Origin of the sequence: Pseudomonas khavaziana (assembly GCF_019145205.1) — a bacterium.
Taxonomy (GTDB): Bacteria; Pseudomonadota; Gammaproteobacteria; order Pseudomonadales; family Pseudomonadaceae; genus Aquipseudomonas; species Aquipseudomonas khavaziana.
This window is the reverse complement of the sequence record NZ_JAHSTT010000007.1, coordinates 19004-44166: the sequence shown is the minus strand read 5'-3', so window position 1 is coordinate 44166 and position 25163 is coordinate 19004. Positions and strand designations below refer to the sequence as shown.

At 65.0% G+C, this 25163-nt stretch carries 2 protein-coding genes; both read left to right on the top strand.

Annotation, left to right across the window (positions count from 1 at the left end; genetic code table 11):
* Nucleotides 1–199: 199 nt before the first annotated feature.
* Complete coding sequence (locus KVH01_RS17725; protein WP_217882293.1) at nucleotides 200–13123, top strand: non-ribosomal peptide synthetase; 12924 nt, start codon at nucleotides 200–202, stop codon at nucleotides 13121–13123.
* Nucleotides 13120–24447 (top strand): non-ribosomal peptide synthetase, encoded by an 11328-nt coding sequence (locus KVH01_RS17720; RefSeq protein ID WP_217882292.1) that lies wholly within the window; start codon nucleotides 13120–13122, stop codon nucleotides 24445–24447. The genes KVH01_RS17725 and KVH01_RS17720 overlap by 4 nt, the downstream gene beginning before the upstream one ends.
* The last annotated feature ends 716 nt before the right edge of the window (nucleotides 24448–25163 follow it).

Genomic DNA, 25163 nt, shown 5'->3' with positions numbered 1-25163 from the left:
AAAACGGGAACCCTTCCGCCCCACACTTGTCCCCGCTTCCCATGTCACCCCCCACCCTTCAAATCCCTTAATTTTCCAAGCCTGCCGGAAGCCCCTCCTGGCCCCCGGCTGCGCCCGTTGTTTTTCAAGGGCGCCGCGCCTAGCGGAAAAACTGAATACGGACATTCTCTAAAACCGTGACTTATCAGGCAGGTTCCCCATGCAGTTCAGCGACTTACTGGCAGCGATTTCCACCCACGCGATCCGTCTGCAAACTGAAGAGGGCGACCTGATCATTCTCGGTGATGACGAAGCCTTGGATGATGCGCTCTGGGATCAATTGATCGCGCACAAACCCCGGCTGTTGCAGTTGGTCGCCGAGCATGGCGGTGACTGGTTGAGCCCGGCCTATCGCATCACCCCAGCCATGTTGCCGCTGGTCAACCTGGACCAGTCGGCCATCGACCGGATCGTCGCGGCCATCCCCGGTGGCGCAGCGAATGTGCAGGACATCTACCCCCTGGCGCCGCTGCAGGAAGGCATGCTTTACCACCACCTTTCGGCAGCGCAGGGCGACCCCTACGTGCTGCACGCGCAGTTTGTGTTCGACAGCCGCGCCCGCCTTGAGGCCTTCGCCCAGGCGCTGCAATGGGTGATCGACCGCCACGATATCCTGCGCACCTCCATGGTGTGGGAGCGACTCGACGAACCCCTGCAAGTGGTGTGGCGCAAGGCTGAGTTGGCTTGCGAAGAAGCGCATTTGGGCAGCGGCGACCGTCTCGCCCAATTGCTCGCGCGCTATGACGCCCGCACCTACCGCATGGACCTGGGCCAGGCACCGCTGCTGCGCCTGGTGTTCGCCGATGACCCGGCCAACCAGCGCGTGGTGGCGATGCTGCTGTTCCATCACACCATTCTCGACCATACCGCCCTGGACCTGGTGCGCCATGAAATCCAGCTCTACCTCGCCGGTGAGCAGGCCCAGGCCGCCGCGCCGGTGGCGTTTCGCAGCTACATCGCCCAGGTGCGCCATGGTGTCAGCGAGCAGGCCCATGAAGCGTTTTTCCGCGACATGCTTGCAGATATCGATGAACCAACGCTGCCGTTCGGCCTGCAGGATGTGCAGGGCGATGGCCAGGGCATCGATGAAGCGCGCAGTCCCGTAGACAGCACACTCAGTCGCCGCCTGCGCAGCCTGGCACGTCCATTGGGGGTGAGCGTGGCGAGCCTGATGCACCTGGCCCTGGCCCGGGTGCTGGGCGTGGTCTCCGGGCGTGAGGCGGTGGTGTTCGGCACCGTGATGCTCGGTCGTATGGGCGCGGGCGAGGGCGGTGAACAGGCCCTGGGCATGTTCATCAACACTTTGCCGCTGCGGGTGGATGTCGGCGAACAAGGCGTACGCGCTGCCGTCAAGATCACCCATGAACGCCTCACGCGTTTGCTCGATCACGAACATGCGTCCCTGGCGCTGGCCCAGCGTTGCAGTGGCGTGGCGGCGCCGACCCCGCTGTTCAGTGCGATGCTTAATTATCGCCACAGTGCTGCCACCGATATGGCGGCGGTGATCGAGGTCGCCGAGGGCATCCAGGTGCTGGGCGCCGAGGAGCGTACCAACTACCCGTTGACCGTCAACGTCGATGACCTGGGGGAAGACTTTGCCCTGACGGTGATGGTCGATGCATCGATTGGCGCGAAGCGGGTCGCCGGTTACCTGCACACCGCCCTGGAAAGCCTGGCCGAGGCGCTTGAGCAGCGACCGGAAATGCCGCTCTGCGGCCTGAACATTTTGCCCGACGCTGAACGCCACACCCTGCTGCACACCTTGAATCACAGTCCCACGCACTACGCCGACACCGCGCTGATCCACCAGCAAGTCGAAACCCACGCCGCCATCCAGCCCGAAGCCATTGCCGTGCGCTTTGAGCAACAACGTCTCACTTACCGCCAACTCAACGAACGCGCCAACCAGGTCGCCCATGCGCTGCTGGCCCAGGGCGTGGGCCCGGACAGTCGCGTGGCGATCTGCGTGGAGCGCGGCCCGCAGATGATCATCGGCTTGCTCGGCATCCTCAAGGCAGGCGCCGGTTACGTGCCGATTGACCCGGCTTACCCACAGGAACGCATCGCCTTCACCCTGGCCGACAGCCAACCCGTGGCCGTGCTGGTGCAGGCCAACACCCGCCAGTTGGTCGGCGAGCTGGCCCAGGTGGACCTCGACAACCTTGGCCAGGCGTCCCTGCTCAACCCACGCCTGCACCTGAGCCCGGCCAACCTTGCCTATGTGATCTACACCTCCGGCTCCACCGGCCAACCCAAGGGCGTGATGATCGAGCACCGCCAGGTGGCGCGCCTGTTCAGCGCCACCCAGCACTGGTTCGGGTTCAACCAGCACGATGTATGGGCGCTGTTCCATTCCTTCGCCTTCGACTTTTCCGTGTGGGAAATCTGGGGTGCGCTGATGTACGGCGGCCAATTGCTGATCGTGCCGCAACTGGTCAGCCGCTCACCGGACGAGTGCTACGCGCTGCTCTGCGACGCCGAGGTGAGCATCCTCAACCAGACGCCGAGTGCGTTCCGCCAGTTGATCGCCGCCCAGGGCCACAGCACCCGGTCGCATTCGCTGCGCCAGGTTATCTTCGGCGGCGAGGCCCTTGAACCGGGCATGCTCAAGCCCTGGTATGCGCGGGCGGTGAATGCCGGTACGCAGTTGGTGAACATGTACGGCATCACTGAAACCACCGTGCACGTGACCTATCGTGCATTGCAGGCGGCGGATGCCCAGTTGGTCGGCGTCAGCCCGATTGGCGTGCGTATTCCTGATTTGCAGCTGTACGTACTGGACGCACAGCGCGAGCCGCTGCCATTGGGTGTGATCGGCGAGCTGTACGTGGGCGGTGCCGGGGTGGCGCGCGGTTACCTGAACCGCGAGGCGCTCAACGCCGAACGCTTTCTTGCAGACCCGGCCACCGGCCTGCGCATGTACAAGACCGGCGACCTCGGCCGGCTGTTGGCCGATGGCAGTGTCGAATATCTGGGGCGTAATGATGACCAGGTCAAGATCCGCGGTTTCCGGATCGAGCTGGGCGAAATCGAAGCGCACCTGGCCAGCGCCGACGGCGTACGCGATGCGGTGGTGATCGCCCGGGAAGACGAACCGGGTGACAGGCGCCTTGTGGCCTACGTGATCACCGAGGGAGAACTCAGCGTCGCCGCCTTGCGCGACCACTTGCTGCTGAGCCTGGCCGAGTACATGGTGCCCAGCGCCTTTGTGCGCCTGGACAAGTTGCCGCTGACCACCAACGGCAAGCTCGACCGCAAGGCTTTGCCTGCACCGGACGCCTATGCCTTGGCGCGGCGCGGTTATGCGCCGCCCCAGGGCGCGGTGGAAAACGCCATCGCCACGATCTGGCAGGAGCTGCTCAAGCTCGACCAGGTTGGCCGCGACGATAACTTCTTCGAACTGGGCGGGCATTCACTGCTGGCGGTCAAGCTCATCGAGCGTATGCGCCAGGTTGACCTCAGCGCTGACGTGCGCGTGTTGTTCGGCCAGCCGACGTTGGCGGCGCTCGCAGCGGCGGTGGGCGGGCAACACGAGGTGCAGGTGCCGGTCAACCTGATCCAGGCACACAGTGAACAGATCACCCCGGACATGCTGCCGCTGGTGGAATTGAACCAGGCCGCCATTGATCACATCATCCAGGCCGTGCCCGGTGGCGTGGCCAACGTGCAGGACATCTACGGCCTGGCGCCGTTGCAAGCCGGTATTCTTTATCACCACCTGGCAACCACCGAGGGCGACCCCTACGTGTTGCAGGTGCAGTTGCGCTTCAACGACCAGGGCGCCGTGGATGGGTTTGTCCAGGCGCTGCACAGCGTCATCGAGCGCAACGATATCCTGCGCACCGCGATTCTCTGGGAGGGCCTGGAGGAGCCGGTGCAAGTGGTGCTGCGCCAGGCACCGCTTGCCGTCGAGCGTGTCGATAGCCAGGGCGTCGATGCTTTGGCGCAGTTGCAGCAGCGCTTCGACCCACGCCACTACCGCCTGGACCTGTCCCGCGCCTCGCTGATGCGCCTGGCTTATGCCGAAGAGGCTGGCGGCCTGGTCGGTATCCTGCTGCTGCACCATATCCTGCTCGACCATACGGCGCTGCAAGTGCTGGTCGAAGAAATGAGCGCCAGCCTCAGCGGCAACAGCGCGCAGCTGCCCGACGCGGTGCAGTACCGCAACTACGTGGCCCAGGCGCGCCTGGGCCTGAGCCAGGCGCAGCACGAAGCCTTCTTCAGCGAGATGCTTGGCGATATCGACGAGCCAACCCTGGCCTTCGGCTTGCAGGATGTGAATGGCGACGGCAGCGGCATCCATGAAGCTCACTTGCCGCTGGAACCGGCCCTCAGCCTGGGCCTGCGTGAACAGGCGCGGCAACTGGGCGTCAGCACTGCGAGCCTGGTGCATCTGGCCTGGGCCCAGGTGCTGGGCCAGGTGTCCGGCCAGCAGGAAGTGGTGTTCGGCACCGTGTTGCTGGGGCGCATGCAGGGCGGCGAGGGTGCCGACCGGGCGCTGGGGATGTTTATCAATACCTTGCCGTTGCGGGTCAGCCTCGGCGCCGTCGGCGTACAAGCCGGGGTGCGCGCCACCCATGCGCGCCTGGCGCAGTTGCTGGGGCATGAACATGCCTCGCTGTCCCTGGCCCAGCGTTGCAGTGGTGTGCCGGGTTCGTTGCCACTGTTCAGCACCTTGCTCAACTACCGCCATAGCGCGCCGGATGAAGCACCGGGGGACAATCCCTTTGCCGCATCCGGTATCCAGATCCTCAGCTCCCAGGAGCGCAGCAACTACCCGCTGGTGCTCAATGTCGATGACCTGGGCACAGGCTTCAACCTTACCGTGCAAGGCGTCGCCGAGCTGGATGTGCAACGGGTGGGCGACTACATGCTTACCGCGCTGCGTCATTTGGTGAGCGCGCTGCAACAGGCGCCGACCACCGCATTGCACAGGGTGTCGATCTTGCCGCCCGCCGAGCGCCGGCAACTGCTTGAGGGCTTCAATGCCAGTACCCGTGAATACCCGTCGCAGCTTACCGTCGCGCAACTGTTCGAAGCCCAGGCGCTGGCTCGACCTGAAGCGATAGCCGTGGTGCACGGCCCACTCAGCCTGAGCTACCGCGACCTCAATCGTCGCGCCAATCGCCTGGCCCATTATTTGCTAAACCGTGGTGTGCAGCCGGGCGAGCCGGTGGCCCTGGCACTGCCGCGCTCGATAGATCTGGTGGTCAGCCAGTTGGCGGTGCTCAAGTGCGCGGCGGTGTACGTACCGCTGGACGTCAACGCGCCGCTCGAACGCCGGACCTTCATGGTGCAGGACAGCGGCGCCCGCCAGGTGCTCGACAACCTGGCCGAGCTGGAGCTGGACGGTCTGTCGGCGCATAACCCTGAGCGGCCGCAATCGGCGCAGGACGTGGCGTACATCATGTACACCTCCGGCTCCACCGGCACGCCCAAGGGTGTGTTGGTGCCCCATCGCGGTATTACGCGCCTGGTAATCAATAATGGCTACGCTGACTTCAATGCCAGCGACCGTGTCGCCTTCGCCTCCAACCCTGCGTTCGACGCCAGCACCATGGATGTGTGGGGCGCGCTGCTCAATGGCGGGCAAGTGCAGGTGATCGATCACGCCACCTTGCTCGACCCGCTGGCGTTCGGCGCTGAACTCCAAGGCGCGACGGTGCTGTTCGTCACCACTGCGCTGTTCAACCAGTACGTGCAGATGATCCCCGAGGCCCTGGCCGGCTTGCGTATCCTGCTGTGCGGCGGTGAGCGCGCTGATCCGGCTGCCTTTCGCAGCCTGTTGGCGCGGGCACCGAAGCTGCGCCTGGTGCATTGCTACGGACCGACCGAAACCACCACCTACGCCACTACCTATGAAGTGCGCGCAGTTGGCGCCGATACAGACAGCGTGCCGGTGGGGCGCCCCATTTCCAACACGCAGATCTATGTGCTCGATGCGCAGCTGCAGCCCGTGCCACTGGGCATTAGCGGGGAAATCTGCATCGGCGGCGATGGCGTCGCCAAGGGCTATTTGAATCGTCCTGAGTTGACTGCCGAGAAGTTTGTGAGCAACCCCTTTGTCGAGCAACCGGGCGCCTTGATGTATCGCACTGGCGACCTCGGGCGTTGGTCGGCGGACGGCCTGCTGGAATGCCTCGGCCGCAATGACGATCAGGTCAAGATCCGTGGTTTCCGTATCGAACTGGGCGAAATCGAGGCCCGCTTGGCCGGTTGCCCAGGTATCCAGGACGTTGCGGTACTGGCCAGGGAAGACGTGCCGGGGGACAAACGCCTGGTGGCCTATTTCACCTGGGCCGACGCAGACTTGGGCATTGACCAGGTACACGCCTATCTGCAAGGTCAACTGCCGGACTATATGCTGCCGTCGGCCTATGTGCCGCTGGCGAACCTGCCCTTGACCAACAATGGCAAGCTGGATCGCAAAGCCTTGCCAATACCGGACCAGAGCGCCTTGCTCAATCGCGGCTACGAGCCCCCGCAAGGCGAGGTGGAAAGCCTGCTGGCGCAGATCTGGCAGGACGTGCTCAAGCTCGAACGCGTCGGGCGTCACGATCACTTTTTCGAATTGGGCGGGCATTCGCTGTTGGCGGTGAGCCTGATCGAACGCATGCGCCAAGTGGGTCTGAGTGCCGATGTGCGTGTGCTGTTCAACCAGCCAAGCCTGGCGGCGCTGGCGGCAGCGGTGGGCAGTGGTCGCGAGATCGTGGTGCCGGTCAATGGCATCCCGGCGGGCTGCACACAGATCACCCCGTCGATGCTGAGCCTGGTGCAACTCACGCCGGATGCCATCGAACGTATCGTCGCCCACATGCCGGGTGGAGCGGCGAATGTGCAAGACATCTACCCGCTGGCGCCGTTGCAGGAAGGCATTCTCTACCACCACATCAGCGCCGAGCAGGGTGACCCGTACCTGCTGCAATCGCGCATGGCGTTTGACAGCCTCGAACGCCTGCACGGGTTTATGGGCGCGCTGCAACAGGTGGTGGCGCGCCACGACATCCTGCGCACAGGCGTGGTCTGGGAAGGCCTGGACAGCCCCGTCCAGGTGGTATGGCGCGAGGCGCGGCTGGTGGTGCAGGAGGTGCATCTGGACCCGGCCGAGGGCGGTGCCATCGAACAACTGCATGCACGCTTCGATGCCCGCCACTACCGCCTGGACATCACCCAGGCGCCGTTGCTGCGCATGGTCTATGCCCGGGACCCGGCGCTTGACCGCGTCGTGGCGATCCTGCTGTTCCATCACCTGGCGCTGGACCATACCGCCATGGAAGTGGTCGGCCAGGAGATGCGTGCCTTCATGTTCGGCCAAGGGCGTGGCTTGCCCGAGGCCGCACCGTTTCGCAACTACGTGGCCCAGGCACGGCTGGGTGTCAGTGTGGCGGAGCATGAGCAATTTTTCCGCGACATGCTCGCTGACGTCGACGAGCCGACCTTGCCGTTCGGCCTGCAGGATGTGCAGGGTGATGGCCGTGCTATCGAAGAAGCCGGTTTGCAGCTGCACGCCGAGCTGGCACAGCGGCTACGCCAGCAGGCACGACAGTTGGGCGTGAGCGCGGCGAGCCTGATGCACCTGGCCTGGGCCCAGGTGGTGGGGCTGGTGTCCGGTCGTGATGACGTGGTCTTCGGCACGGTGCTGATGGGGCGTATGCAAGCCGGAGACGGCGCGGACCGGGCGCTGGGGATGTTTATCAACACCTTGCCACTGCGGGTCGATGTTGCAGCCGGGGCGTCAGCGGCGGTCAAGGTCACCCATGCACGCTTGAGCGCCTTGCTCGGCCATGAGCATGCCTCGCTGGCCCTGGCCCAACGCTGCAGCGGCGTGCCGACCAGTACGCCGCTGTTCAGCGCCTTGCTCAATTACCGCCACAGCAACCCCGGCGAAATGGCCCGTGACGGCCACGGCATCTGGGAAGGCGTGCAACTGCTCGGCGGAGAGGAACGCAGCAACTACCCGCTGACCCTGAGTGTGGATGACCTGGGTGTCGGCTTCGGCCTGAGCGTGCTGGCGGTGCCACAAATCGGCGCACAACGCCTGTGCGACTACATGCACAGCGCCGTGGCGCAGTTGGTCACGGCCTTGGAGAGTGCTCCCCACACCGCGCTCAACCAACTGCCCATCCTGCCAACCGCCGAGCGCGACACCCTGCTGGGTGAGTTCAACGCCACGACCCAGGACTTCCCCCGGGGCCAGACCCTGCATGGCGCATTTGAGGTGCAGGCCGAGCGCCAACCCCATGCGATTGCCGTACAGCAAGGCAGCGATACGCTGAGCTATCAGCAACTCAATCAACGTGCCAACCAGTTGGCCCATCACCTGCTGGAACTGGGTGTGCAAGCGGATGACCGCGTGGCGTTGTGCTGCCGCCGTGGCCCGCAGATGCTGGTGGGGCTGCTGGGCATTCTCAAGGCGGGTGCGGGCTACGTGCCGATTGACCCGGCGTACCCCTCCGAGCGTATCGCCTACCTGTTGCAGGACAGCGCCCCGGTGGCCGTCGTGGCCGAAAGCAGCACCCGCGGGCTACTGGGGCCGGTGGCGATGGTCGACTTGCATGATCCCAACTGGCAGCGCCACGCCGTCAGCAATCCACAGCTGCCCGCGCTGACGCCTGCGCACCTGGCCTACGTGATCTACACCTCCGGCTCCACCGGCCAACCCAAGGGCGTGATGGTGGAACACCGCACGCTGGAAAACCTCGTGCACTGGCACTGCGAAGCCTTCGGCGTGACTGCCGTGAGCCACACCAGCAGCGTGGCCGGTTTTGGCTTTGATGCCATGGCCTGGGAAGTCTGGCCGGCCTTGTGCGTCGGCGCGACCCTGCACCTGCCGCCCGCCGAAGTGGGCAACGAGAACATCGATGAACTGCTGGCCTGGTGGCTGGCGCAGCCGCTGGACGTGAGCTTCCTGCCCACGCCGGTGGCCGAGTACGCGTTCAGCCGGCCACTGCAACACCCGACTTTGCGTATCCTGCTGATCGGCGGTGACCGCCTGCGTCAGTTCACCCAGGAGCGGCGCTTTGCGGTGATCAACAACTACGGCCCCACCGAAGCCACGGTGGTTGCCACCTCCGGCCGCGTACGCGCCGGGCAGGCGTTGCACATCGGTCGGCCCATCGCCAATGCCAGCAGTTATGTCCTGGATGCACAACTGCGCCCGGTGCCGGTGGGCGTGGCCGGTGAACTCTATGTGGGCGGCAGCGGCGTGGCGCGGGGTTACCTGAATCGCCCGGACTTGACCGCCGAGCGCTTCCTGCAAGACCCGTTCAACCACGGGCGCATGTACCGCACCGGTGACCTGGTGCGCTGGTTGCCCGATGGTAATCTCGAGTACCTGGGCCGCAACGACGACCAGGTGAAAGTACGTGGCGTGCGTGTGGAACTGGGCGAGATCGAAAGCCGCCTTGCGGCACTGGACGGCATTCGCGAAGCGGTGGTGCTGGTGCGCGAAGGCCGCTTGCTGGCCTGGTTCACCGAGCAGCGCGCGGTGGATATCGAGACCTTGCGTGGGCAGCTGCACGCGCAGCTTCCGGATGCGCTGGTGCCGGTTGCCTATATGCGCCTCGACGTGCTGCCCCTGACCGCCAATGGCAAGCTGGACCGCAAGGCACTGCCGGACCCCGACCAGTCGGCCTTGCTCAGCCGCGAGTACCAGGCCCCCGAAGGCGAGGTCGAAACCGCCCTGGCACGTATCTGGGCCGAGGTCTTGCAGGTGGAACAAGTGGGCCGCCATGACCACTTCTTTGAACTGGGCGGCCATTCGCTGCTGGCCGTCAGCTTGATCGAGCGCATGCGCCAGGTCGGCCTCAGTGCCGACGTGCGCATACTCTTCAGCCAGCCGACGCTCGCCGCGCTGGCCGCCGCCGTCGGCAGTGGTCGCGAAGTGCAGGTACCGGCCAACCGTATTGCCGCCGACTGCCAACGCATCACCCCGGACATGCTGTCCCTGGTCACCCTTGATCAGTCAACCCTCGATCAGGTGGTCGCCCAGGTGCCCGGTGGCGCCGCGAATGTGCAGGACATCTACCCGCTGGCGCCGTTGCAAGAGGGCATTCTTTACCACTACATCACCGCCGGGCAGGGCGACCCGTATCTGCTGCAATCGCACCTGGCGTTTGACAGTATCGAGCGCCTGCAAGCCGTTGTCGGGGCGCTGCAACAGGTGATCGACCGCCATGACATCCTGCGTACCGGGGTGGTATGGGAAGGCCTGGCGCAACCGCTGCAAGTGGTGTGGCGCAAGGCTGAGCTGAGTGTGCAGGCGCTGCAGCTGCAAGGCGACGTACTCGCCGGCCTGCATGAGCGCTTCGATGCGCGACGCTATCGCCTGGAGATCAGCCAGGCGCCGCTGATCCGCCTGATGTACGCCCCTGACCCGGCCAACCAACGCGTGGTGGCGGTGTTGCTCTATCACCATATCGCCCTGGACCACACTGCGTTCGACGTGGTGCTGCGCGAAATGCAGGGCTACCTGCTGGGGCACGCCGCGCCCACCGCCGCGCCGATGCCGTATCGCAACTATGTGGCCCAGGCGCGGCTGGGTGTCAGCGAGCAGGAACATGAAGCATTCTTTCGCGACATGCTGGCTGATATCGATGAGCCGACGCTGCCTTTCGGTTTACAGGATGTGCGCGGCGACGGTGTCGATATCCACGAACACAGCCTGCACCTGGACAGCGACCTCAATCGCCGCCTGCGCGCCCAGGCTCGGCTGTTGGGTGTCAGCACCGCCAGCCTGTTTCACCTGGCCTGGGGGCAGGTGCTGGCAGCCACGTCGGGCCGCCAGCACGTGGTGTTCGGCACCGTGCTGGTCGGCCGACTGCAAGGCGGCGAGGGCGCCGACCGGGCCCTGGGGGTGTTTATCAACACCTTGCCGCTGCGCCTGGACATCGACGACCAGGGCGCCCGCACCGCCGTGCGCGCCACCCATGGGCGGCTTACGCAATTGCTCGGCCATGAACACGCCTCCCTGGCCCTGGCCCAGCGTTGCAGCGGCGTGGCGGCACCGGCGCCGTTGTTCAGCTCAATGCTCAACTATCGTCATCGCGGCGCCGCCGGCCGTGCTGCCGATGCGCAGCAGGCGTGGGAAGGCATGCAGACCCTGGCCAACGACGGGCGCACCAATTACCCGCTGACCTTGAATGTGGATGACCTGGGCGATGGCTATGGGATCACCGCCTTGGCCCAGATGGATGCGCAGCGGGTCTGCGGGCATATGCAGGCGGCGTTGTCCGGGCTGGTCGAAGCGCTGGAGCAGGCACCCGACCAGGCATTGAATCGCTTGCCGATCATGGGGCTCGAGGAGCGCCATAAACTGCTGGTCGAGTTCAACGCCACCGCGGTGGACTACAACCTCGACCAGACCCTGCACAGCCTGTTCGAAGCCCAGGTGCTGTGCACACCCCAGGCCGTGGCGGTGAAGGCGGGCGAGCAACAACTGAGCTATCAGCAACTCAATGAGCGCGCCAACCGCCTGGCCCATCACCTGCGTGACCTGGGCGTACAGCCCGATTCGCGAGTGGGGATCTGCCTGGAGCGCGGCCTGGACATGGTCATCGGTCTGTTCGCCATCCTCAAGGCCGGTGGCGGTTACGTACCGCTGGACCCGGCTTACCCGCAGGAACGAATCGCCTACATGCTGCACGACAGCGCGCCGGTGGTGGTGCTGGCCCAAGACGCCACCCGTGCCTTGCTCGGTGACGTGGCGGTGATCGACCTCGACCACAGCACCTGGCACCAGCAGCCAGCCACCAACCCCCAAGTGCCAGGCCTCACCGCCCGGCACCAGGCCTACGTGATCTACACCTCTGGTTCCACCGGTCAGCCCAAGGGTGTGATCAACGAACACGCCGGGGTGGTCAACCGCCTGTTGTGGATGCAGGACGCGTACGGGCTTACGGCCAGCGATACGGTGTTGCAGAAAACCCCGTTCAGCTTCGACGTGTCGGTGTGGGAATTCTTCTGGCCGCTGTTTACCGGCGCACGCCTGGTCATGGCGCGCCCGGGCGGGCACAAGGAGCCGGCGTACCTGTGCGAGGTGATCGAGGCAGAACAGATCACTACCCTGCACTTTGTGCCATCGATGCTCGATGTGTTCCTGGCCCACGGTGATGTCAGCCAGGCCGCCGGCCTTGTACGGGTGATGTGCAGCGGCGAGGCGTTGCCGGGCAGCCTGGTGCGCCGCTTCAAGCAGCAACTGCCGGGCAGTGGCTTGTACAACCTGTACGGCCCCACCGAAGCAGCGGTGGACGTTACCGCGTGGAACTGCGCCCGCTCCGACGTGCCGGACAACACCCCCATCGGCAAGCCGATTGCCAACACGCGTATGTACGTGTTGGACGGGCAGTTGCAGCCGCTGCCGCTGGGCGTGGTCGGTGAGCTGTTTATCGCTGGCGTGCAAGTGGCGCGGGGTTACCTGAACCGCCCTGAGTTGACGGCCGAGCGCTTCCTCGATGACCCCTTTAACCACGGACGGATGTACCGCACCGGAGACCTGGGTCGCTATTTGGCCGACGGTAATATCGAGTACCTGGGACGCAACGATGACCAGGTCAAGATCCGTGGCCTGCGCATCGAGCTGGGGGAAATCCAGGCACGCCTGGTCGAGCATCCGGCGGTCAAGGACGCGGTGGTGGTGGCCCGCGAAGAACGCTTGGTCGCCTATTACACCGGCGTGCCGAGCGACATCCAGAGTCTGCGTGATCAACTGCTGCACCACCTGCCGGAGTTCATGGTGCCGGCGCTGTTCGTGCACCTGGACGCCTTGCCCCTGAGCCCCAACGGCAAACTCGACCGCAAGGCCCTGCCTGCACCGGGCATGGACGCGCTGCGGGTACGCGAATACGAGGCGCCCGAAGGCGATACCGAAATCCTGCTGGCCCGGCTCTGGGCCGAGCTGCTCAAGGTGGAGCGGGTAGGCCGGCATGACCACTTCTTTGAACTGGGCGGGCACTCGCTGCTCGCCGTGAGCTTGATCGGGCGCCTGCGCCAGGAAGGCATGGAAGCCGATGTACGGGCGTTGTTCGAACAACCGACCCTGGCCGGCTACGCCGCAATGACCGAACGAATGGAGATCGTCCTGTGAACATCCTTGAGCTGCTGGCAACCCTGAAAACCAAGGACGTGCAACTGGCGCTCAAAGGCGAGCAGTTGGCGGTGAACGGCAACAAGCAAGCCTTGAGCGACCCGGCAATATTGGCTGCCTTGCGTGAGCACAAACCGGCGCTGATCGAGCTGATCAAGGCCGGTGAATACTCGGCGACCAAGGCTGGCGAAGTGGCGGTGCCGGTCAATGGCATCCCCGTCGGCGCCGCACGCATCACCCCGGCGATGCTGACCCTCTCGAGTCTGAGCCAGGACGAGATCGAGCGCATTGTCGCCACCGTGCCGGGGGGTGTAGCGAATATCCAGGACATCTACCCGCTGGCGCCGTTGCAGGAAGGCATCCTGTTCCACCATGTCAGCGCCGAGCAGGGCGACCCGTACGTGATGCAATCGCAGTTCGCCTTTGACAGCCTGGAGCGCTTCGAGGCGTTTGCCCAGGCGCTGCAAAGCGTCATGGACCGCCACGACATCCTGCGCACTGGCGTGGTCTGGGACGGCCTGTCGCAACCTTCGCAAGTGGTGTGGCGCCAGGCGCGGCTGCCGGTGCAAGCCTTGATGCTGGACACCGCCAACGGTGATATCGCCGCGCAACTGCATGAGGTATTCGATGCCCGCCACCATCGCCTTGACGTGACCCAGGCGCCGCTGCTGCGCCTGGTGCGGGCTGAAGACCCGGTCAACCAACGCATTGTCGCCACGCTGCTGTTTCACCATATGGCGCTGGACCATAGCGCGCTGGAAGTGGTGTGCCATGAGATGCAGGCGTGCCTGTTGGGGCAGGGCGCCGCCCTGGGCCAGGCCGTGCCGTTTCGCAATTATGTGGCGCAGGCGCGGCTGGGTATCAGCGAACAGGAGCATGAAAGCTTTTTCCGGCAGATGCTCGGCGATGTCAGCGAGCCGACCCTGCCGTTCGGGTTGCAGGATGTGCAAGGGGATGCGCGGGGCATCGCCGAGGTCAGCCAGCCGGTGGCGCCGCAACTGGCGCTGCGCTTGCGTGTGCAGGCCCGCCAGCTCGGTGTGAGCGCCGCCAGCCTGTTCCACATGGGCTGGGCCCAGGTGCTGGGTGTGTTGGCCGGCAAGGCCCAAGTGGTGTTCGGTACCGTACTGATGGGACGCATGCAGGGCAGTCATGATACCGACCGTGCCTTGGGTATCTTCATCAATACCTTGCCGTTTCGCGTGGATGTGGACGCCCAGGATGTGCGCAGCGGGGTCAAGGCCACCCACGCACGCCTGACCACCTTGCTGCGTCATGAACATGCGGCGTTAGCCCTGGCCCAGCGCTGCAGCGGCGTGATCGCGCCGACGCCGCTGTTCAGTGCGCTGCTCAACTACCGCCACAGCGCACCCGCCGCCAGTGCCGAAGCTGTGTCGGCCTGGCAGGGCATCGCCGCGTTGCGCGCCGAAGAGCGCACCAACTACCCGCTGACCCTGAGCGTGGACGACCTCGGCGAGGGCTTCGGCCTGAGTTTGCTGGCCAGCACCCTGGTCGACCCCCAGCGCGTGTGCGCCTACCTACACACCGCGCTGGAAAACCTCGTCACCGCGCTGGAGCAGGCGCCGCACACCGCGCTCAACCAGCTCTCGGTAGTGCCTGCAAGCGAACAGCGCCTGTTGCTGGAGCAGTTCAACGCCACCGAGGCGCTGTTCCCCGAAGGCACCACGCTGCATGGCCGCATCGAAGCCCAGGCCGAGCTGACCCCGGACGCCATCGCCGCCGTGCACCAGGGTCGGCATCTGACCTACGCCGAACTCAACCAGCAAGCCAACCTGCTGGCCCATCACCTGCTGGCGCTGGGGGTCAAGCCCGATGACCGCGTGGCCATCGTGGCGCGGCGTGGCCTCGACACCCTGGCCGCCTTGTTGGCGATCCTCAAGGCCGGCGCCGGGTATGTGCCGGTGGACCCGTCTCACCCGGCCGAGCGCCTGCACTACTTGCTCAGCGACAGCGCGCCGGCGGCGGTGCTCACCCAGCATGCCTTGCTGGGGCGCCTGCCCGAGCTTGAGGTGCCGGTGATCAACCTCGACCGTTTCACCTGGCAGCACCACTCGGCGAGCAACCCCAAGGTTGGCGTTGGCCCCAAACACCTGGCCTATGTGATCTACACCTCCGGCTCCACCGGCCTGCCCAAGGGGGTGATGGTGGAGCACCACACCGTCGCCAACCTGGTGGACTGGCACTGCAGTACCTTCGACCTGCGCGCCGGACGGCATACCGCCAGCGTCGCCGGTTTCGGCTTTGATGCCATGGCTTGGGAAGTGTGGCCGGCGCTGTGTGTGGGCGCCACCTTGCACCTGCCGCCCGCCCATGACGGCGCCGAAGACATCGACGCGCTGCTGGCCTGGTGGTGCGCACAGCCCCTGGACGTGAGCTTTCTGCCCACGCCGGTGGCCGAGTATGCGTTCAGCCAGAACATCGAGCACCCGACCTTGCGCACCCTGCTGGTCGGCGGCGATCGCCTGCGCCAGTTCGGCCGGGCGCAGCGCTTTGAGCTGATCAACAACTACGGGCCCACCGAAGCCACGGTGGTGGCCACTTCCGGCAAGGTCGAGGCGGGCCAGCCGTTGCATATCGGCAAGCCCATCGCCAATGCCGCGGTGTACCTGCTCGACGACCAGCAGCGCCCGGTGCCGTTGGGTGTTGCGGGTGAGCTGTACGTGGGCGGCAAGGGCGTGGCACGTGGTTACCTGAACCGTCCGGAGCTGACCGCCGAGCGCTTCCTGCGCGACCCGTTCAACCCGGGGCGCATGTACCGCACCGGCGACCTGGCGCGTTGGCTGCCGGACGGCACGATCGAGTACCTGGGGCGCAACGATGACCAGGTGAAAATCCGCGGCGTGCGTATCGAACTGGGCGAAATCGAAACCCGGCTCAACCAATTGCCGGGCATCCTGGAAGCGGTGGTGCTGGTGCGTGAAGAACGGCTGTTGGCCTATTTCACTGAGAACCCGCAACTCGATGCGCTGACGATAAGCGAGATCCGTGCCCACCTGGTGGCGCACTTGCCGGACTACATGGTGCCCGTCGCTTTCATGAAGCTCGACGCGCTGCCGCTGACTGCCAATGGCAAGCTCGACCGCAAGGCCCTGCCGACGCCGGACATGGCCGCGGTGTTCACCCGCGAATACGCCGCGCCCCAGGGCGAGATCGAAACGCTGCTGGCGCAGATCTGGGCCGAGGTATTGCAGGTAGAGCGGGTTGGGCGGCGTGACCACTTCTTCGAATTGGGCGGGCACTCGCTGCTGGCGATGCGCATGGTTTCCCAGGTCCGCCAGCGCCTGGGAGTGGAATTGGCGCTGGGCGATTTGTTTGCCAATGCTGAACTGACGGCGGTCGCCGAGCTGCTGGCCCAGGCCGGGCGCAGCACCTTGCCGGATATTTTGCCGGCCAATCGTGATGACGACATGCCGCTGTCGTTTGCCCAACAACGCCTGTGGTTCCTGGCGTTGATGGAAGGTGCCAACACCGCCTACAACATTCCCATCGGTCTGCGTTTGCGTGGGCAGTTGCATGTGCAGGCGCTGCAACGGGCCTTGGCGCGCATCGTCTCGAGGCATGAAACCCTGCGCAGCCGTTTCGCCCAGAACGGCGATCAGGCCCAGGTGCTGATCGTGCCCGCCGAAGAACTGCAAGCCCTGCAAGTGCAGGACCTGCGCCGCCACCCGCAACCCCAGCAAGCCCTGGACGCGCTGATCCACGGCGAAGCCTCGGCGCCGTTCGACCTCGAGCGTGGCCCATTGCTGCGCGGGCGCCTGGTGGTGATGGCCGACGATCACCATGTGCTGTTGCTCACCCTGCACCATATCGTCTCCGATGGCTGGTCCATGGGTGTTCTGACCCGCGAACTGATGGCGCTGTACCAAGCCTTCAGTCACGGCCACGCCGACCCGCTGCCGCCGTTGCCGATCCAGTACGCCGACTTTGCCGTATGGCAACGCCTATGGTTGAGCGGCGAAGTCCTGCACCGCCAGAGCAGCTATTGGCAGCAGGCCCTGGCCGGCGCCCCGGCATTGCTGACCTTGCCTACCGACCGCCCGCGTCCGGCGCAGCAGGACTACGCCGGCAGCAGCGTCGAAGTACGCCTGGATGAACGCCTCACCGCCGGGCTCAAGGCTTTGAGCCAACGCCATGGCACCACCTTGTACATGACCTTGATGAGCGCCTGGGCCGCGTTGCTGGCGCGCCTGTCCGGGCAGGATGACCTGGTGATCGGTACGCCGGTGGCCAACCGCACACGTACCGAAGTGGAAGGGTTGATCGGCCTGTTCGTCAACACCCTGGCGTTGCGTATCGATACCTCGGGCGAGCTGAGCACCGAGGCGTTGCTGGCACGGGTCAAGGCGCTGACCCTGGCCGCCCAGGCCCATCAGGACCTGCCGTTCGAGCAGGTGGTGGAAATCACCCGGCCGCCGCGTAGCTTGGCCCATAGCCCGTTGTTCCAGACCCTGCTGAGCTGGCAGGACAGCAGCGCACCGACCTTGGCGCTGGGCGACCTGGCCCTGGAAGGCATTGTCGAGAACAGCCACTTTGCCAAGTTCGACCTGTCGCTGAACCTGGGCGAAGTGCAGGGCAGCATTCTCGGTGCGCTGGAATATGCCGTGGCGCTCTTCGATGAGTCGACCCTGCAGCGTTATGTCGGCTACTTCACCCGCGTACTGCAGGCCATGGTCGCTAACGACCAGGCGGTGCTGGCGCATGTGCCGCTGGTGGATGAGCGTGAGCGTCGGCAATTGCTGGTGGATTTCAACGCCACCGCGGTGCACTACGACCTCGACCAGACCCTGCATGGCATGTTCGAAGCGCAAGTAGCCCGCAGCCCTGACGCCATTGCCCTCAAGGCGGGCGAGCAGCAGCTGACCTATGCCGAACTGAACGCCCGCGCCAACCAATTGGCCCACCACCTGCAAGCTCTCGGGGTGCAGCCGCAGGCGCGGGTAGCCATCTGTGTGGAGCGTGGCGTGGACATGGTCATCGGTCTGTACGCCATCCTCAAGGCCGGCGCCGCCTATGTGCCGCTGGACCCGGCGTACCCGCTGGAGCGTATCGCCTACATGCTGCACGACAGCGCGCCCACGGTGGTGCTGGCCCAAGGCAGCACCCTGGGTTTGCTGGGTGACGTGCCGGTGATCAATCTGGACCAACCCACCTGGCAGCACCAGCCCATCAGCAACCTTGATGTGGCCAGTGTGGCCGCCTACGTGATCTACACCTCCGGCTCCACCGGCCAGCCCAAGGGCGTGATCAACGAACACCCCGGGGTAGTCAACCGCCTGCTGTGGATGCAGGACGAATACGGGCTCACGGCCAGCGATACGGTGCTGCAGAAAACCCCATTCAGCTTCGACGTGTCGGTATGGGAATTCTTCTGGCCGCTGTGCACGGGTGCACGCCTGGTCATGGCGCGCCCTGGCGGGCATAAAGACCCTGAGTACCTGTGCGAAGTAATCGCGGCAGAAAACATCACCACCCTGCATTTTGTGCCGTCGATGCTCGACGTGTTCCTGGCCCATGGCGATGTCAGCCAGGCAGCAGGGCTGGTGCGGGTGATGTGCAGCGGTGAAGCGCTGCCGGGCAGCCTGGTGCGGCGCTTCAAGCAGCAATTGCCGGGTAGCCAGTTGCATAACCTCTACGGGCCCACCGAAGCAGCGGTGGACGTTACCGCGTGGGACTGCGCAGGCGCTGACGTGCCCGACAACACGCCTATCGGCAAGCCGATTGCCAATACGCGCTTGTACGTACTGGACGGGCAGTTGCAGCCGGTGCCGTTGGGCGTGGTAGGCGAGTTGTTCATCGCTGGTGTGCAAGTGGCGCGCGGTTACCTGAACCGGGCCGAGCTGACCGCCGAGCGCTTTGTCGATGATCCATTCATGCCGGGGCGCATGTACCGCACCGGTGACGTGGGGCGCTATTTGCCGGACGGTAATATCGAGTACCTGGGGCGCAATGATGACCAAGTGAAGATCCGTGGCCTGCGCATCGAACTGGGGGAAATCCAGGCGCGCCTGACCGAGCATCCAGCGGTCCAGGAAGCCGCGGTGATTGCCCGCGAGCAGCGCTTGATCGCGTATTACACCGGCCTGCCCACCGAGGTTGAACACCTGCGCGCCCATTTGCTGCTGCACTTGCCGGAGTTCATGGTGCCGGCCAGCTTCGTGCATCTGCACGCTTTGCCCCTGAGCCCCAACGGCAAGCTTGACCGCAAGGCGCTGCCGGCGCCGGGCCTGGATGCCCTGATGGTGCGTGAATACGAGGCGCCCCAGGGCGACACCGAAATCACCTTGGCCGCGTTGTGGGCCGAGTTGCTTGGCGTGGAGCGCGTGGGCCGGCACGACAACTTCTTCGAGCTGGGCGGCCACTCGCTGCTGGCGGTCAGCCTGATGGGGCGCCTGCGGCGGCTGGGTTTGTCGGCGGATGTGAAAGCGCTGTTTGGCCAACCGACCTTGTCGGCCCTGGCGGCGGCATTGGGCGGCGGGCGTGAAGTGGCGGTGCCGGCCAATCGCATCGCGGCCGACTGCGTGCGCATCACCCCAGACATGCTGACGCTGATCGACCTCGACCAAGCGGCTATTGAGCGCATCGTTGCCTGCATCCCGGGCGGCGCGGCGAATGTGCAGGATATTTACCCGCTGGCGCCATTGCAGGCTGGCATCCTGTATCAGCATCGCGCTGCACAGGGCAGCGATGACTATGTGCTGCAGGCCCAGTTTGCCTTCGACAGCCGCGTGCGTCTGCAGGCATTCGCCCGTGCGTTGCAGGCAGTGATCCAGCGCCACGACATTTTGCGCTCATCCCTGCATTGGGACGGGCTGGAAGAACCGGTGCAAGTGGTGTGGCGGCATGCCTCCCTCAGCATTGAAAGCGGGCCCTTGCCGCAACGCCTGGACCTCGGCCAGGCGCCGCTGATGCGACTGGTGTACGCCGAGGAACCGCAACGGGTGGTGGCGACGTTGTTGTTCCACCACCTGGTGATGGACCATATCGCCCTGGAGATTCTGCAGCATGAAATGCAGGCGTTCCTGCTGGGTACCGAGGATGCCCTGGACGCGCCCGTGCCGTATCGCAACTACGTGGTGCAGACCCGTTCGGGTGCGGCTGATCACGAGCGGTTTTTCCGCGAGATGCTCGCTGATATCGACGAACCGACTGACGTTCCTCACCTCGGCGCCGATGAGCACACGCAACTGAGCCTCGACCCGTCGCTGAGCCAGCGCCTGCGCGGCCAGGCCCGCCAGGCAGGCGTCAGTGCGGCCAGCCTGATGCATCTGGCCTGGGCCCATGTGCTGGGCAAGGTCTGCGACCGTGAGCAAGTGGTGTTCGGTACGGTGCTGCTCGGCCGCCTGCAAGGCGGCGAAGGCGCCGAGCGGGCCATGGGTGTGTTTATCAATACCTTGCCGCTGCGGGTCGACCTGGGTGAGCACTCGGTGCTGGCGGCACTGCGTGCCACCCATGGACGCCTGAACCAACTGCTCAGCCATGAGCACGCGCCCCTGGCATTGGCCCAGCGTTGCAGCGGCGTGCCCCTGGCGACGCCATTGTTCAACGTGCTTTTCAACTATCGCCATAGCGCAACCCAGGCGGGTGGTGTAGCTGTGGCGTGGCAGGGCATCGAGTTGCTCAAGGCCCAGGAGCACACCCATTACGGGGTCGCGATCAGCGTGGACGACCTCGGTGAAGGCTTCCGCCTGACGGCCATGGGGCAGGGCGCCCAGCGTTTGTGCGCGTACCTGGAGATTGCGCTGACGCAATTGGTGCAGGCCCTGGAAGACCACCGCGACATCGCCATCAGCCGTTTGCCGATCCTGCCCGAGGCCGAACGCCAGCAACTGCTCGAGGGTTTCAACGCCAGCAACCGCAGCTTCCCCCATGAACATACGGTGCAGCGCCTGTTCGAAGCCCAGGCCCAGGCGCGGCCCGACGCCGTGGCGGTGTTGCATGGCGAGCAGCAGGTCAGCTACGCCGAGCTCAATAGGCGCGCTAACCGCCTGGCCCATCATCTGCTTGGCCTGGGTGTGCAACCGGGCGATAACCTGGCGATCCTGCTGCCGCGCTCGTTGGACTTGCTGGTCAGCCAACTGGCGATCCTCAAGTGCGCCGCCGCCTATGTGCCGTTGGACATCAACGCACCGGCAGAACGCCAGGGCTTTATGCTGCAAGACAGTGGTGCGGCCTGGCTGCTGACCCGCAGCGAGTGTGCGGCAGATAACGGCGCGCGCCGCCTGGACCTGGACACCCTGGCCCTCGACGCGCAACCGCACCACAACCCGGACCTGTCGCCGTCCTCGGACAGCGTGGCGTACATCATGTACACCTCCGGCTCCACCGGCACGCCCAAGGGTGTATTGGTGCCCCATCGCGGCATCACGCGCCTGGTGCTCAACAACGGCTATGCCGATTTCAATACCCGTGACCGCGTGGCCTTCGCCTCGAACCCGGCTTTCGATGCCAGCACCATGGACGTCTGGGGGCCGTTGCTCAACGGCGGCCAGGTGCAGGTGATCGACCATGGGACCTTGCTCGACCCGACCGCCTTCGGCGTGGCCTTGCAGGGCGCTACGGTGTTGTTTGTCACCACCGCGCTGTTCAACCAGTATGTGCAACTGATTCCACAGGCCCTGGCCGGCTTGCGCATCCTGCTGTGCGGTGGCGAGCGTGCCGACCCGGCAGCCTTCCGCAACCTGTTGGCGCAGGCACCGGCGCTGCGCCTGGTGCATTGCTATGGGCCGACCGAAACCACCACCTACGCCACCACCTATGAAGTGCGTGCGCTCGCCGCTGACGCCGACAGCGTGCCGGTGGGCCGGCCGATCTCCAATACCCAGGTGTATGTGCTGGATACGCAGTTGCAGGCGCTGCCCCTGGGCGTCACTGGTGAGATCTGCATCGGCGGCGACGGTGTTGCCAAAGGCTATTTGAATCGTCCTGAGTTGACCGCCGAAAAGTTCGTGCAGGACCCGTTCAACCCAACCGCCCTTATGTACCGCACCGGCGACCTCGGACGCTGGACGGCCGACGGCTTGCTGGAGTGCATCGGGCGTAACGATGACCAAGTGAAGATCCGTGGTTTTCGCATTGAGTTGGGTGAAATCGAAGCCCGGCTGGCGACGTTCGACGGCATCCAGGAGGCCGTGGTGCTGGCCCGTGAAGACGTGCCGGGGGACAAGCGCCTGGTGACCTATTTCACCTGGGCAGGCGCACCCGTAGGCATTGAACAGGTGCGTGCATATCTGCAGGCGCAATTGCCGGACTACATGATGCCGTCCGCCTACGTGGCGCTTGAGCAGCTGCCGTTGACCGCCAATGGCAAGGTCGACCGTAAAGCCTTGCCTGCGCCAGCCTGGGAAGCCTCGACCAGCCGCACGTTTGAAGCGCCGGCCGATGCCCTGGAGCAGACCCTGGCCCAGTTGTGGGCCGAGGTATTGAAGCTTGAGCACGTGGGGCGGCACGACAGTTTCTTCGAGCTGGGCGGGCATTCATTGTTGGCGATTCGCCTGGTCAATTTGCTCGACGAAGCCGGGCTGCCGCTGGCGTTGGCCGAACTGTTCGAACATGCCAGCGTGGCCTCGGTCGCGGCGTTGCTGCGCCAGCGTGGGGATCAAGCACTGCCTGACACGGCGGTGATCACCGTGCGTAGCAGTGGCTCCCAGGCACCGCTGTTCCTGGTACATGAGTTCAGCGGCATGGACGTGTATTTCCCGGCCCTGGGCCAGCACCTGCCCGGCGATTATCCGATCTATGGCCTGCCAGGCCTGGCGCTGGGCGAGGCGCACCTGGACAGCATGGAAGGCCTGGCGGCGCGCATGGTCGGGCTGATCCGCGAGCGACAGCCCCACGGCCCGTACCGTGTGGCGGGCTGGTCGTTTGGCGGTGTGCTGGCCTATGAAATCGCCATGCAACTGCTGGGGCTGGACGAGACCGTGGCTTTCCTCGGCTTGATCGACAGCTATGTGCCGCGCATGACCGACCAGGGCAAGGCGCGCTGGAGCGGGCCGCAGGCATTCACGCGGCATTTGCTGTTGCAGTGCAGCGCGTATTGGAAAGCACAGGGAGGTGTGAATGAGCTGGCAAGCCTTGAACAACTGGAGGCGCAGATTGGACAGCTGGACTTTGCGGCTGTGCTGCAACGCTGTCGCGATGAAGGTCTGCTATACGCGCAAATGGCGGCGGCGACGGACGCTGACCTGCTGAGCTTTATCCAGCGGGAAGTCGGGCATGGGCACGCGCTGGCCCATTACAGCCTGTTCCCGCTGCCGATACCGGTGCACCTGTTCAGCGCCGAGCAACGTCCCACCGAGTTGTCGCGGCGCAGCAGTGCGCTGGGGTGGGATATCGCCCTGGCGCCAGGGCAACTGCGCCAGGTGGAGGTGCCGGGGGATCACCAGAGCATGATGCAGGCGCCGCATATCCAGGGCCTTGGCCGGGCGATCACGGCGGCACTGGCGGCGAGTACGCCGGTAAGTTGCGCGGTGCATCAACCCCTGTTGCGTATCCAGAGTGGGCGCGCCGCCCATGCTCCGGTGTTCTGCGTGCCGGGGGCCGGTGACAGCGTGACCGGGTTTGTGGGCTTGAGCGAGGCCCTGGGGCGTGACTGGCCGCTGTTGGGTTTGCAGCCCCGCGGGCTGGATGGGCAGGCCGTACCCCATAGCCAGGTTGAGGCGGCAGCGCAGTGTTATCTGGCGGCGCTGGAGCTGGAGCGCCCCCAGGGGCCTGTACATCTGGTCGGGCATTCGTTTGGGGGCTGGGTCGCGCTGGAGATGGCGCTGCGCTTGCAGGCCATGGGGCGCGAGGTGGCCTCGTTGACCGTGATCGACAGTGAGGCGCCGGGGCGGGCCGGCAAGCCGTATACCTCGACGGCAGCGTTGTTGCGGTTGATCGAGGCGATGCAGTTGGCGGCAGGAGAGTCCCTGGGGATTGATCCGGTGGATTTTGCCGGGCGGGATGAGGTGGCGCAGCGGCAATGGTTGCATGCGGGGATGGTCGGCGTCGGGTTGCTGCCGGCACGGGCTGCCGTGGACGCCATGGACGGGCCGGCGCGCACGTATGCGGCGGCGTTGCGTACGGTTTATCGGCCGCAGGCTCGGTTTGATGGTGTGGTGCGCTTGGTGTTGGCGCAGGATCCGGCGTTGGATGCGGCGGGGAACCAGCGTGAACAGGGATTGATGATTGAGGGGTGGAGAAGGCAGGGGAGTGGGTTGGAGGTTTGGTATGGCGGGGGGAATCATTTCACCTTGCTCAAGGCGCCGAATGTGTCGGGGTTGGCTAAGTGGTGGGTTGAGCGCGTGGCGGTTGGGGAGGTGGTGTCTTGATGGCTGTGTACCGGTCCGAATGTGGGCGGGGGCTTGTCCTCGATGGTGGTCGTTCGGGGTACATATCCGTTGCTGCGGTAACGGCTACTTATGGTTCCGCTCTTACAGCGGGTCACTTTTGGAAAGGCCCAAAAGTAACCAAAAGGCCTTCGCCCCACCACTCGGCACCTCGCCCAGGCTCGGTGTGCCCGAACGCAGGTTTTGGAGCGTGGGCCGCCGCAATGGGCCATCCATGGCCCAGTGCGGCTAACCCGGCGTCCTGCCGGGTTACCCACGCTCCAAAACCTGCGTTCGGCCAGCGTGGTTTAACGGGGCGATTCCAGATCAAAAACAAAGCGCGGCGGCCTTATAGCCGACCGGGTGGTGAGGCCGGGTACCGTAAGAAATGCGGGAGGGGGCTTGCCCCTGGTAACCACGATGCGAAGCGAGCCGCTCTTGATCTTGATCTGCTTTTGATCTCAGGCGGCCCCCCAAATACCTGTCGGATTACGGGCACACCGAGCCTAAGCGAGGTGCCGAGTGGTGGGGCGAAGGCCTTTTGCTTACTTTTGGGCTTTTCAAAAGTGAGCCGCTGTAAGAGCGGAACCAATAGTGGCCGTTACCTAAACAATGGATATGTACGCAAACCAATCCAGCATCCTGGTCGGCTGTCAGGCCGCCATCGGGAGCAAGTCGAAACGTCGCACCGCCCCTCCCACATTGTAAGCCACGTTTAC